At 49.0% G+C, this 12,492-nt stretch carries 11 protein-coding genes and 1 riboswitch; of the genes, 9 read left to right on the plus strand and 2 right to left on the minus strand.

Annotated features, from left to right (window positions below):
• Nucleotides 1-62: 62 nt before the first annotated feature.
• From C7R73_RS09660 to C7R73_RS09670, 3 genes are read left to right on the plus strand one after another with little or no spacing between them, the layout of a single operon-like run.
• Nucleotides 63-1,577 carry a multicopper oxidase family protein gene (locus C7R73_RS09660; protein WP_239992615.1) on the plus strand — a complete coding sequence of 505 codons (1,515 nt, stop codon included), beginning with the start codon at nt 63-65 and terminating at the stop codon, nt 1,575-1,577.
• 38 nt (nt 1,578-1,615) lie between these two features.
• Nucleotides 1,616-2,299, plus strand: coding sequence for a response regulator transcription factor (locus C7R73_RS09665; protein ID WP_106450315.1), 684 nt, complete (start codon nt 1,616-1,618; stop codon nt 2,297-2,299).
• The gene (locus tag C7R73_RS09670) at nt 2,296-3,696 is read left to right on the plus strand and encodes a sensor histidine kinase (RefSeq protein WP_106450316.1); all 1,401 of its coding nucleotides are present in this window, start codon (nt 2,296-2,298) and stop codon (nt 3,694-3,696) included. Before C7R73_RS09665 ends, C7R73_RS09670 begins: the two co-directional genes overlap by 4 nt.
• A gap of 96 nt (nt 3,697-3,792) precedes the next feature.
• On the opposite strand, the gene C7R73_RS09675 is transcribed toward C7R73_RS09670, so the two are convergent.
• Together C7R73_RS09675 and C7R73_RS09680 are read right to left on the minus strand one after the other, a co-directional pair.
• Nucleotides 3,793-3,987, minus strand: coding sequence for an SHOCT domain-containing protein (locus C7R73_RS09675; protein WP_106450317.1), 195 nt, complete (start codon nt 3,985-3,987; stop codon nt 3,793-3,795).
• A 142-nt stretch (nt 3,988-4,129) separates the two neighbouring features.
• Complete coding sequence (locus C7R73_RS09680; RefSeq protein WP_106450318.1) at nt 4,130-6,337, minus strand: copper-translocating P-type ATPase; 2,208 nt, start codon at nt 6,335-6,337, stop codon at nt 4,130-4,132.
• A 172-nt stretch (nt 6,338-6,509) separates the two neighbouring features.
• Between C7R73_RS09680 and C7R73_RS09685 the strand changes: the two genes are divergently transcribed.
• From C7R73_RS09685 to C7R73_RS09710, 6 genes are all read left to right on the plus strand, one after another.
• Nucleotides 6,510-7,931, plus strand: coding sequence for a glycoside hydrolase family 1 protein (locus tag C7R73_RS09685; protein WP_106450319.1), 1,422 nt, complete (start codon nt 6,510-6,512; stop codon nt 7,929-7,931).
• A 115-nt stretch (nt 7,932-8,046) separates the two neighbouring features.
• Nucleotides 8,047-8,203, plus strand: a riboswitch (adenosylcobalamin (AdoCbl) riboswitch).
• A gap of 87 nt (nt 8,204-8,290) precedes the next feature.
• Nucleotides 8,291-8,713, plus strand: a complete 423-nt coding sequence (locus C7R73_RS09690) for a DUF4430 domain-containing protein (RefSeq protein ID WP_161525923.1) — start codon at nt 8,291-8,293, stop codon at nt 8,711-8,713.
• Nucleotides 8,692-9,243 (plus strand): ECF transporter S component, encoded by a 552-nt coding sequence (locus tag C7R73_RS09695; RefSeq protein ID WP_239992616.1) that lies wholly within the window; start codon nt 8,692-8,694, stop codon nt 9,241-9,243. The genes C7R73_RS09690 and C7R73_RS09695 overlap by 22 nt, the downstream gene beginning before the upstream one ends.
• Nucleotides 9,244-9,460: 217 nt before the next feature.
• On the plus strand, nt 9,461-10,342 hold the full coding sequence (locus tag C7R73_RS09700) for a hypothetical protein (protein ID WP_106450321.1): 882 nt from the start codon (nt 9,461-9,463) through the stop codon (nt 10,340-10,342).
• A 153-nt stretch (nt 10,343-10,495) separates the two neighbouring features.
• The gene (locus tag C7R73_RS09705; RefSeq protein WP_106450322.1) at nt 10,496-11,215 is read left to right on the plus strand and encodes an ABC transporter ATP-binding protein; all 720 of its coding nucleotides are present in this window, start codon (nt 10,496-10,498) and stop codon (nt 11,213-11,215) included.
• The gene (locus tag C7R73_RS09710) at nt 11,212-12,309 is read left to right on the plus strand and encodes an ABC transporter permease (RefSeq protein ID WP_106450323.1); all 1,098 of its coding nucleotides are present in this window, start codon (nt 11,212-11,214) and stop codon (nt 12,307-12,309) included. The genes C7R73_RS09705 and C7R73_RS09710 overlap by 4 nt, the downstream gene beginning before the upstream one ends.
• The last annotated feature ends 183 nt before the right edge of the window (nt 12,310-12,492 follow it).

Here is a 12,492-nt window from a genome sequence, read left to right on the forward strand (position 1 = left end):
TCTACACATGGAGGATGTATAATGAAGGCAACAAAAGGGTCAGAAATGGAGGGCGAATTATAATGAGTAAAAGAACATCATTGATTGTCGCTTTGGTCGTTTCATTAACTTTATTGCTGTTTGTATCAGCCAATCTTTTTTTGACGTTTTTTAATAGTGGGGAAAGCCGGACGTCTGTGACGACTATTGATACAGATTCGAGAAGCACAGGGAATTTCATAGGGATGGGACAAATGATGGGAGGAGACCAGTCTATCGTACTGGATGAAAGCGGGCAGAAAATGACCGCACTGCGGTTGCCGGAACTGTTGGAGCCGGATTCCGAATCCGCTAGTGAAATCACCTATACGGTTACAGCGCAAGCGGGGGAAACTGCCTTCTTGGATGGGGAAACGACGCAAACGCTCGGCTATAATGGTTCCTATCTTGGCCCGGTTCTGGTCGTGCATGAAGGCCAAGAGGTGCATATCAAGACCGAGAACCAGTTGTCCGAAGCAACCTCTTTCCATTGGCATGGAGTGAAGCTCCCTTCGGATATGGATGGTGGGCCGCATCACCCTGTCGGACCGAATGAAACGATGCAAGTGGATTTCACGGTCAAACAAGAGGCAGCGACTTTGTGGTTCCACCCACATGCTTTGGGGACGACAGCTGAACAAGTGTATGCCGGTTTGGCCGGTTTGATTTTTGTCGAGGACGACAACTCCGATCAGCTTGATTTGCCGAAGGACTATGGGGTGAATGACTTCCCTTTGATTGTTCAGGATCGGACCTTCGATGCGGACAACCAATTCGATTACGAAGGGACTTACAATCCCGATGGCACCTACGGAGACACGTTATTGGTGAATGGGACCATCAATCCCTATGTGGAAGTCAAAAATGAGCAGATTCGCCTGCGTTTGGTGAATGGCTCGAATGTCCGCAACTACACGTTCGGATTGGAAAATGCAGCGGTGTTCCATCAGATTGCCAGCGACGGTGGTTTTCTTGAGCAGCCGGTTGCCTTGACATCTGTGACATTGACACCCGGAGAACGGGCGGAAATCATCGTGGACCTGAGCGAATACGCTGAAGGGGATACCTTGAAATTGATGGATGGAAACGTAACGGTCCTTTCCTTGAATGTCACGGAGGAGACGGACGCACAGACGGCCCTCCCGCAAACTTTGAATGAGATTACTGAATTGACGACGGATGGTGCGGCTGTCCAACGGTTCACGTTGAGCGGCATGTCCTTCATGGTCAACATCAACGGCAACCAGTTCGACATGGATCGGATCGACGTCGAACAACGCTTGAATGAAACAGTCATCTGGGAAGTCCGCAATGCGCAGGATATGATGGGCAGCATGGTCCATCCTTTCCACATCCATGGAGTCCAATTCCAGGTGCTCTCGCGTGACGGAGTGGAGCCGCCGCAGAACGAGCAAGGTTGGAAGGACACTGTCGCCGTTTATCCCGGAGAGACGGTCCGTCTGGCGGTGACTTTTTCTGAGAAGGGGATCTTCATGTATCATTGCCATATTTTGGAACATGAGGACAATGGCATGATGGGTCAGGTCAGTGTACAATAAAAATCAGGAAAACAAGATGGAGATGGAGGTGGATGCCCATGAAGGTTTTGATTGTCGATGATGAACCAAATATTTTGGATATCGTGGAGGCCTATCTGGCTGCCAAAAAATATCAAGTGTACCGTGCTGAGACCGGGGCGGAGGCATTGGAAAAATTTCATGCTTTCCATCCGGATCTGATTGTGTTGGATCTGATGCTGCCGGATATGGCAGGCGGAGATATTTGTGCCATAATCCGCGAAGAATCCAACGTTCCCATCATCATGCTGACGGCAAGGTCATCCGAAAAGGATATCTTGAGCGGCTTGCAGATCGGTGCGGATGATTACATGGTCAAACCATTCAGCCCCAAGGAACTGGTAGCGCGGGTCGAGACGGTGCTGAGGCGCGCTGCCCCAGCCGATGCTGAAGAAAAATGGAGCTTCGATGGCGGCGAACTGGTCATTCATCCCAAAACGAAGCAAGTTTTCGTGCAGCAGCAGGAAGTCGCATTGACGGCTACCGAATATGAACTGTTGACGCTATTGGCCAAGAATCCGAGCCGTCTCTTCACGAGGGAAGAATTGCTGGAGAGCGTAAAAGGGATGGATTTTGAAGGTTTGGATAGGGTCATCGATACGCATATCAAGAACATCAGACAAAAGATAGAGCCGGAACCGAAACAGCCTATCTATATTCTGACTGTCCGGGGAAGCGGCTATCGGTTTGGAGGTAAACGATGAGGCGGACAATCAGTTGGCACCTGATCCTTTCCTTCCTGCTTTTTTCAATCGTCATTATCGGTTTGTTCGGCTGGTTCAGCATGCAGTTGGTGAACAGTCACTTCTCGGAATATGTCAGCGAACGGCGTACGGAAGAAATAACCGGCTACACAGATGAAATTGAGGCAGTTTTTGCTCAAACGGGAAGCTGGGACGAGGATGCGATAGCGGTCATTGGCAGGCAGGCGTTGCAGGACGACATCATCCTGAAAGTCTACGATAATCAGGGACAGCTGATTTGGAGCCCCAGCCTGATGGAGGAACAAGAAAACCGCCAGATGATGTCCAGCCATATGTCGCAGATGAGCGAGATGATGGGTGGAACAGAAAGCGAATATTCGGTTACCACTGTTGAACTTGATGAGGGCTCCCGGACAATCGGCAGTCTGGAAATCGGTACAATGGGGACGTATTTCTATACAGAACACGATGTATCATTCGTGAGCGACATCCGGAATAACCTGATTATTGTGGCGCTGTTTGCTTTCGCCTTATCGCTGTTTTTCGCTGTTTGGATCGCCAGAAAGTTAAGCGTGCCGGTCTTTGCGGTGAGCCGGTTTACTGGAGAAATCGCCAAAGGCAACTACACGGAGCAGGCGCCGAAGGAAACGAACATCGTCGAGATAGATGCGCTGATCCGTTCTGTGGACAGTCTTTCCCGTCAGCTGGACAGCCAACAGGAAATCCGGAACCGCCTTTCTTCCGATATTGCGCATGAAATCCGGACCCCGCTTACGACCTTGAAGGGCAATCTGGAAGCGATGCTTGACGGCATCTGGGAGCCGAGTAACGAGCGTTTGAAGATCTGTTATGATGAAGTGAACCGGATTTCCCGCCTGATCGGGAATATCGACAAAATCAACGAAATGGAAAGCAATCACGAGAAATTGGAATTCAGCCGTTTCGACCTGCAAGCTTTGAGCAAGAAAGTTGCGACGAACTTTACGGCTGCAGCCGCCAAAAAGAATATCATTTTGGCGGTTACTGGGGAGCCAGTGATGATAACGGCGGATCAGGACAAAATCAGTCAAGTGTTGACGAACCTTTTGGCGAATGCAATCAAATTCACTCCGAATCAAGGCCGTATCCATATCGAAATTTATCAGGAGGGTAACCAAGCGGTACTGAAAGTGTCCGATGACGGCATCGGCATCGATCCGGAAGACCAGAAAAAGATTTTTGAGCGCTTCTATATGACGGAGCCGTCGCGCAACAGCCGATCCGGAGGGCAAGGGCTCGGTCTGGCCATCGTCAAAAGCATCATCAAGAAGCACAACGGGACTGTGCGGGTTGCCAGCGATATCGGCAAGGGAGCCACGTTCACGGTTACCATTCCGTTGGATCAGCACAGATCATGAACGAAAGAGATTCGAACTTTAACTATCAGATGAATGACAAATAAAACGAGGGACAGCCACAAATGTGACTGTCCCTCGTTTTGTATTCATGCTGGGTTACAAAAGTTTCTTCTTGCGATCGAACTCTTCCTCGGTGATGTTCCCTTTAGCCAATTCCTTCTTCAGGATGTCCAAAGCGGATGCGTCCGTTGAAACTTTGCTTGATCTATCATTCAAAAGCCTGGTTGCCAAGTAAATGACGAGTATGATCAAAGCGACCCAGAAAATCCACATAAACATCATGCCGCCCATACCAAAACCTCCAAAATATTGTAGGCATCTGCCAAACATGCAAATTCCCCCATTTCTTTTCTTATGCAACCATTGTAACGCTGGACTGTGTAGATTGGATGTAGTTTTGCTGTCTGTTGCGGTGATTATTTGAAATGCATGCTCAGTCTATCTTCAAGAGCCTCGCGTTGACCGCGCAGATGATCGTGCTGATCGACATGACGGCTGCCCCGATGGCAGGCGTGATAAGGAAGCCTTGATTGGCCAATAAACCTGCAGCCAGTGGGATGGCGATCACGTTATAGCCGACAGCCCAAATCAGATTTTCGACCATTTTCCGGTAAGTGGCTTTCGAAAGGGTGATGATGGTCAATACGTCTTTCGGATTGCTGTCCACCAAAATGACGTCGGCTGTTTCGATTGCGACATCCGTTCCGGCGCCGATGGCAATGCCAAGATCAGCTTCAGCCAGAGCGGGCGCATCATTGACGCCATCCCCGACCATCGCGACTTTTTTATTTCCGGCTTTCAGTGCGGCGATGTGTTTCGATTTCTCGGCAGGCAGAACTTCCGCAAATACTTGAGCCAGCCCTAACTGATCGCCCACGTATTGCGCTGCGCGGCTATTGTCGCCTGTCAGCATGATGGCTTCAATGCCTTGCTCCTTCAGGGCAGTCACGACTTCGTGAGAGGACGAACGGATGATATCAGAGTTGGCGATCATACCCTGCAGGATGCCTTCCTTCAGGACGAAGACAACGGTTTTGCCTTGCTGGGCCAAGCTGGCGAATGTCTCCTTGTCGTATGCGATGCCGCGCTCATCCATGGTGCCGGGGCTGACGACAGCAATCTGCATGCCGTCCACAGTGACCTGCAGACCTTGACCGGTAAGGTTTTGATAATCAGTTACCGGCAAAAGGGTGAGGGCTGCTGCTGCCCCTTTGCGTACGATCCCTTTTGCAATCGGGTGTTCAGATTGACTTTCGGCAGAATAGGCCAACGTCAGCAATTCCTTCTCGGAGACCCCAGCTGCGGGAAGGATGTCGGTTACGCCGAAGTTGCCTTCTGTCAAGGTCCCGGTCTTGTCGAAGACGATCCGATCCACTTTGCGCGCCTCCTCGAATTGCGTCCGGTTGCGGATCAGTAAGCCGTTTCGGGCTGCAATCGAAGTGGACACCGCATTCACCAAAGGGACAGCCAGCCCGAGTGCATGGGGACAAGCGATGACGAGTACCGTCACCATCCGCTCCAAAGCGAAGGCCAAGTCGGCTGCAAAAATCCAATAAAGGAAAGTCAGTGCGCCGGCGATGACAGCTATATAGAATAGCCAACCGGCCGCTTTGTCTGCCAAACCCTGCGACTTGGATTTTTGTTTCTGGGCGGTCTGGACCAGGTTGATCACTTGGGCCAAGTAGGTTTCATTCCCGACCTTTTCCACGGTCAGCTTCAGAACGCCTGACCCATTGATGGAGCCTCCGATGGCCTGCATGCCCGGTTGTTTTTCAACGGGCACAGATTCGCCCGTCAACATCGATTCGTCAACCGTTGATAGGCCTTCGTAGATTTTTCCGTCCAAAGGGATCTTTTCGCCGGGTTTGATGAGGATGCGTTCACCCGGAACGAGGGCTTCGATCGACACTTCTTCGACATTGCCGGTCGCATTCAACCGATGGGCTTCCTTTGGCATCAATTTTATGAGTTCTTCCAGCGCTTTGGAGGCCCCCATCTGGGATTTCATCTCGATCCAATGGCCGAGCAGCATGATCAGGATCAAGGTTGCCAGTTCGAAATAAAAGTCCGAGCCTTCTATGAAGAAGGCGGTGAACGTGCTGTAGATATAGGCGGAAACGATCGCCAATGAGATCAGCATCATCATGCCGAGCGACCGGTTCTTCCATTCCTCCCAAGCGCCCTCCAGAAACGGTTTGCCGCCGTAGAAGAAGATGACGGTGGATAAACCAAAGACGACAAAATTTGCTCCCGGAAAGTCGAAATGGTAACCGAAGAGCATCATGATCATTGGGGACAGCAGGGTGACGGGAATCGTCAGCAGCAAGACGATCCAAAAACGTTTCCTGAAATCGGCAACCATCTGTTCGTGGTGGCCGGTATGCCCAACGGTGGTATGTCCTGTATGATCGTGCTCCATGTGCTGCTCGTGAATCTGGGAAGCAGCCTTTTGAGGTTCATGCGCCTGCGCTCCAGCATGAACATGTTCTGCGTGTTTTTCTGGTTGGGGCTCGGCAGCAGCCTGCTGTGGCGGGGGCATATGATGACCTGAATGGTCGTGCCCGGCGTGCGGATCGATTGCCTTTGGGGCTTCTGGAGTGTGGTCTGTGTGCGCATGTTCCGTATGTTTATGTTCATCCATTTCGATTCCTCCTTTGTTTCAAAACGCCCAAACAATAAGGTATATAAAAATGACTGCAGTTTCTCATGCTTATCATAGCAGAATTCGACGCTTGGATGGTAACAGTTTCATTTCTGCAGACGTTCAGGTAAAATAGAGGTTGTAAACGTTATCACGAAAGGGATGAAGGACTTTGACAGAATTGAAATTTCCAGAAAACTTCCTGTGGGGTGGCGCAACAGCCGCCAACCAATATGAAGGAGCATATGACGCGGACGGCAAAGGCTTATCTGTTCAGGATGTAACACCGAAAGGCGGTTTTGGGGGGCTGATCACTGACGGACCGACACCTGACAACATGAAATTGGTAGGGATCGACTTCTACCACCGTTATAAAGAAGATATCGCCTTATTCGCTGAAATGGGCTTCAAAACCTACCGGACTTCCATCGCTTGGACACGCATTTTCCCGAACGGTGACGAAACTGAGCCGAACGAAGCCGGCCTGCAGTTCTACGACGACCTGTTCGATGAATTGGCAAAATACGGCATCGAGCCGCTGATTACGCTATCGCATTATGAAACACCGTTGCACCTTTCAAGAGAATACGACGGTTGGATCAACCGCAAAATGATTGGCTTCTATGAAAACTATGTGCGCACGGTCTTCACGCGCTACAAAGATAAAGTCAAATACTGGCTGACGTTCAATGAGATCAACTCGATCATCCACGCGCCGTTCATGAGCGGCGGCATCTCAACGCCACCCGATCAACTGTCGAAACAGGACCTGTACCAAGCCTGTCACCATGAATTGGTAGCCAGTGCTTTGGCGACAAAGATCGGCCACGAAATCAATCCGGACTTCCAGATCGGCTGCATGGTCATCGCGATGCCTACGTATCCGTTGACTTCCCATCCGGATGATGTCATCGCCGTGATGGAAGCGGATCGCCAAAATTTCTTCTTCTCGGATGTGCATGTACGCGGCACGTATCCTGGTTACATGAAGCGCTATTTCCGTGAGCACGGCATCGAACTGAACATCACACCGGAAGACGAAGAAATACTGAAAAACACGGTCGACTTCGTTTCCTTCAGCTACTATATGAGCTCGACCGAAACAGCAGACCAGTCCAAAAAAGTGAAGGGTACAGGGAATATTCTTGGTGGGGTGATGAATCCTTATCTGGAAGCCTCTGCATGGGGATGGCAGATCGATCCGAAAGGGTTGCGTATCATCCTGAACACTTTCTGGGATCGTTACCAAAAACCATTGTTCATCGTTGAAAACGGCCTGGGCGCGGTAGATGAATTGGTCAAAGGCGAGGACGGCGAGTGGACGGTCAACGATGATTACCGCATCAAGTACCTGAACGACCACCTGGTGCAGGTCGCTGAAGCGATCGCGGACGGTGTCAATCTGATGGGCTACACAACTTGGGGCTGTATCGATCTGGTCAGCGCTTCGACTGCGGAATTGAAGAAACGCTATGGGTTCATCTACGTCGACCGCCATGATGACGGATCCGGCACGCTGAACCGTTACAAGAAAAAATCATTTTATTGGTATAAAGATGTTATCGCAACCAACGGCGAAAGCTTGAAGGCGTAACAGCGAACTAAAGATTGACTTGACACACTTATCATCAATTGCAAGACCGGGATGCACTGAAAAGCGCAACTGGTCTTGTATTTTTTTCTGCTTTGGGTAAAATGGTAGGGATAGGAAAACCATTCAAAGACACTTGGAGTTTGGAAGTTTGGTGAAAATCCAACGCGGTCCCGCCACTGTGATGACGTCCCGGAACGTCTAAGTCAGGTCTTCATTCCAAGGTGCTATTTTTTGCAAGCGTGCCGTTTCGAGGTAAAACGGTCCCGTTACTTGTCTATGCGATGGCGCATGGGCTTTTTTTGCATGATCACGGCCGTTGGCGATGCAACCCCTGTCGAATACAGATTAGGAGTGGTAAAATGAAAAAATTGTTGTTGGCCTTATCGTTGAGTTTGGTATTATTCGGGTGCGCCCCGACGGAAGAAGCGGAAACAAGCTCCGTCCTGCAGGAGTCGACTGTTGCGGTCAGCTCAGAAGCAGCGGAGACAGTCAGTGTAACGATCTCTTTGACGAATGGCGGCACAGTCATTGCAGGTTCTGAAAAAACGGTGGAGGTTGAAGCGGGCACGAGCTTATTTGATGTCATGAAAGAAAACTATACCATCGAAGAAGAGGGCGGCTTCATCACAGCCATCGATGGGTTGGCACAAGTGGAAGAGTCAGCCGAAACGAAAGCCAAATATTGGTTGTTTGATGTAAACGGCGAGCCTTCGATGGTCGGAGCCGCTGATGTGGCGCTCCAAGAAGGAGACGTAATCGTGTGGAACCTGACAGAAATGTAAGGAAGACTGTGGGCTTCGGGGTGAGGCGACTGGCGTTGCTGTCAATCTTGACGGCTCTGTGCTATGTCGGCAGAATGATATTCCAATTCATCCCGAATGTCCAACCGGTGACAGCCGTGCTGATCATCCTCACGCTGACATTGGGCATGACGGATGGATTCATCGTAGCCATCCTGTCGATTGTTTTGACCAATTTCCTGCTGGGGATGGGGCCGTGGACAATCGCGCAGATCGCCAGTTTCGGCGTTCTGATCGTGGTCACGGGTCTGTTCGTGAAGCCATTCTACAGCACAAGCCAAAAGAGGAGCCGCAGAATCCTTTTTGCGTTGTTCGCCTTTTTCGGGGGACTGCTTTATGGATTCGTCATCTCCGTCATTTCCGTGAAATTGATGGGCATCAACAGTTTTTGGGCCTATTACATCGCCGGGATCCCTTTCGATCTCCTGCACGGCCTGGGGAATGCCGGGTTCTATCTGATACTGGAGCCGATTTTGGCGCCCCTGTTGCTGGCGCAGCAGAAAAAAGGGTGAAGAAAAGCCAGATGGAATGCTCTTATTGAAGAGCGTATTCCATCTGGCTTATTTTTTTTTAGATTCCGGAACGCGGGTCTGCTAATGGAAATAGCTAGTGCACTCCAGTATAATGGTGTTGCATAGATACGATTCGTTATGCTTGCCGATTGGTGAATTCCCTGGGGAAGAAGGTTAGAGGGATGGTTCTATCCAAAATATATGTGGGGCTGTGGCTATGAAAAACATAAAAAATATATTCCTCATTCTTTTTCTGGTACTTCCCGTGGTTGGTTTTTTTGTGGGCGGTTTCCAAGGGCTGATTGTAACGGTAATGGTACTGTTTTTTGCAGTAGGTTCCTATTTGGCGTTTCTTATGTCCTCAAAGATGTCAGGTTCTGAAGATGATTATTTCAGCTTTGACAGGATGCGTTCGTTTTTGGAGCATTCGTGGGAAGGCCATCAGCGCGCAGAGCTCAGCGAAGCGATGCCTGCTGTTTTGATAAATGACTTTATCCGGGTAGACTACAGTTTATTTGCAGCTTTCCGTAAATACTTCGATCCCGGATCGAATGCTGTTCAAAAAGAGGACAGGCTGCTCACCAACTACGGTACTTCGATCGTTTATGTGGACGGCGCCATACGAGGATTCAGCTTTAAGTTTGAACATGAAGAAAACGAAGGAGAAAAAAGCGAAATAGAGCGTTGCTATGCAGTGCATAAAGATTATATCCAAGAAACACTCTTGCGGTATTACTTGGAAAAATATCGGAATGCATTCTTTCTTTTGCAAAAGAACGCTCTGGGGTCAAGATATTTGCAACCGAATATGCTTGCTTGGAAAAAAGTATCCAAGGAAAACCGAGAAATAGCTGTTGGCCTTGACGCACGTGCCGAAAGTTGGGCGAAAGAACAGTATCAAAATTATTTGACGACAGGGGACAGGACTCAATTGCCGCTGGACTTCGAAAGCTTGGATGCGGCATTCAGGAAAGAGCTATATGCATTCGTCAAACGTTACAGGTTGATGATCGATAAAGATGAAGTCGAGAAAAAATTAGCCAAAGAAATATCTCAAAGCCGAGAAGATTTAAAAAAATGTTTGCGCTATTTGGCTTAACTCCGCAAGAAACCCCTTCAGATTCAACTCGCGAATCTGAAGGGGTTTCTTGCATTCGATCGGGACTCGCTACTAGTTTTCAGAACTGCCGAGGACTATAATAGGACAATACAGGATCCTTTTCGATCTATAAGGACAACGGGGGATAGGCCTATGCATGCAATCGAGGTTCAACACGTTTCAAAAAAATTCAAACAACAGAGTGTTCTGGAAGATATTCATTTTACGATCGAGACAGGTGAAATCGTTGGAATCATCGGGCCTTCCGGGACAGGAAAGACTACTTTGATCAAGCTGATGCTGGGGATGGAAAGCCTGGATACGGGGCAAGCGAAAATTTACGATCATCTGATGCCCAATTTTTCTGTATTGGGAAAAGTGGGCTATATGGCACAATCCGATGCGTTATACGAAGAATTGACGGGTAAAGAGAACCTGACTTTTTTCGGTACATTGTATGGTTTGAAGCAAGACGCTCTTCAGCAAAGGCTGGATTATGTTGCTCAAGTGACGAATTTGACGAAAGATTTATCCAAACGCGTATCGAGCTATTCTGGAGGGATGAAGCGGCGTTTGTCTTTGGCGATAGCCTTGCTGCACAATCCGGATATACTTATTTTGGATGAACCGACTGTCGGAGTCGATCCGATTTTGCGGCAAGGCATCTGGCATGAGCTGAATGAGATCCGGGACCAAGGGAAAACGATTGTGGTTACAACCCATGCCATGGACGAAGCACTACGCTGCGACAAGCTAGTTCTGTTGAACCATGGCCGAGTGATCGCTTTGGGAACCGCTGAAGAAATGACCGGGAAATTCAACGTGGATACGATTGAAGAAGTCTTCTTGGTGGCGGGAGGTGAGGAAGAATGATTGCATTTGCCATCGCCAAACGGATTTTTATTCAAATGTTTCGGGATAAGCGGACGTTGGCCTTAATGTGGATTGCACCCTTATTGCTGTTTACGTTGATGTATTTTTTATTCGCTTCCTCGGGAACGGATGCAACCTACAAAGTGGGCGTCTACAACCTGAATCCGGAAATAGTCAAAAATCTGGAAGCGAATCACATCAAGGCCACCATCTTTTCGAGCGACGAGCACGTGGAGGAAAGCATCAAAAATAATCAATTGGTGGCTTTTATCGCCCAAAAGGATGCCACTCATCTTGAAATTACTTATGAGAACAGTGCGCCTACCAAGAGTGCGGTCGTCAGAGCAAAACTTCAAGGAGCCGTGATCAAACTGCAAATGGGCGCACTGATGACGCTTGGGCAGGAAGCGGTCGCGGCAAACCCGAACCTTGCTCAAGCTGTTCCACAACAGCCGACAATCGATGAGCAGTATCTTTACGGTGAAGCCGATTCAGATTATTTCGCGACCATCAGCCCAGTATTGCTCGGTTTTTTTGTCTTTTTCTTGGTCTTCTTGATTTCGGGGATGGCCCTTTTGCGGGAACGGACAACCGGGACGCTGGATAAGATATTGGCTACGCCGGTCCTGCGATGGGAAATCATTGCCGGCTACCTTTTGGGGTATGGTTTTTTTGCGTTTATCCAAACCATGTTGCTTGTGGAGTTTGTCGTCCATGTTCTGCATGTTACCGTAGCCGGAAGCCTCGCGTTGGTGATGATGATCACCTTCCTATCGGCGCTGTTGGCTTTGTCTTTTGGGGTGTTATTATCGACTTTCGCTGCATCGGAATTTCAAATGGTGCAATTCATTCCAGTTGTGATCATTCCGCAAATTTTCTTTTCAGGAATTATCGAGGTAGGCAGCTTGGCGGATTGGCTACAATTTTTGGCCAGATTCATGCCGCTTTATTACATCGGGAATGCTTTGCAAAGTGTCATGATCAAAGGGGCAACGTTGGTTGACATCGGGAATGACTTGGCAGCTATCGTGCTGTTTATCGGCATTTTTATCATTTTTAACATTCTGGGCTTGAAGCGCTACCGCAAAATATAGGCTGGATAGTTGAAGTTTCGGAAGGCACCGATCAAGTCTGGAATTTTGGAAAATAAACCACAGCGCAACCAACGGAAATCTCCGGATGCGCTGTGGTTTTTTGGACAGGAGCACCAGGTTGAGAACAAAAAGATGGCGTTAGCATAAAAATTCTGTGATATAGTAAGATTGACGAATCAAGAA

Source organism: Trichococcus alkaliphilus (assembly GCF_003008695.1).
GTDB classification, from domain to species: Bacteria; Bacillota; Bacilli; order Lactobacillales; family Aerococcaceae; genus Trichococcus; species Trichococcus alkaliphilus.